1 pseudogene is annotated in these 783 nt (G+C 70.2%); it reads left to right on the top strand.

What is annotated here, in order from left to right:
- Positions 1 to 783: pseudogene (locus tag ACK4TH_RS12520) on the top strand (secretion protein HlyD); the annotation flags it as partial.

Here is a 783-nt window from a genome sequence, read left to right as displayed (position 1 = left end):
GAACCCATGAACGAAATCACCTCTCCTGCCGGCGCGCGCACCGGCCTGTCGGCCCAGCACGGTGCCGCAGTCCCTGGTGCCGACTCCCTGCAGCCCCGCCCGGCCAGCCGCGCCACCCGTTGGGGCGTGCTGGCGCTGCTGCTGGGTTTTGGCGGCTTTTTGGCCTGGGCGGCGTGGGCCCCGCTGGACGAGGGCGTACCGACGCACGGGGTCGTGGCCATCGACACCAAACGCAAAGCGGTGCAGCACCTCAGCGGCGGTATCGTGCGCCAAGTGTTGGTACGGGAGGGCGACGTCGTGCAGGAGCACCAGCCGCTGATATTGCTGGACGAGCAAGCCGCACGCGCCAACTACGAGGCCGTGCGCCAGCGTTATCTTGGCTTGCGCGCCATGCAGGGCCGCCTGCTGGCCGAGCAGGCTGGCAGCCCCACCATCGCCTGGCATGAGGATCTGCTCGCCGCGCGTGACGACCCCTGGATCGCGGCCCAGATGCAGGCCCAGCAGCAGCTGCTGCGCTCGCGCCGCGACGGTCTGCAGGCCGAGCTGCGCGCCATCGACGAAGCCATCGAAGGCCAGCAGGCCCTGCTGCGCGCCTACCAGGGTGTGTTGCCGAGCCGGCGCGAACAGCTCGCTCTGCTGCAGGAGGAACTGCGCAACATCGCCAGCCTGGTGGCCGAAGGCTACGCACCGCGCCTGCGCCAAAGCGAGCTGCAGCGCCAGGTTGCCGAATTGCAAGCGCAGCAGACCGAGCTGCTCGGCAACACCGAGCGCGCGCAGCGGTCC

Origin of the sequence: Tepidimonas sp., from assembly GCF_046292505.1 — a bacterium.
Taxonomy (GTDB): Bacteria; Pseudomonadota; Gammaproteobacteria; order Burkholderiales; family Burkholderiaceae_C; genus Tepidimonas.
The sequence above is the reverse complement of the archived record's forward strand: the minus strand, read 5'-3'. Positions and strand labels throughout refer to the sequence as shown.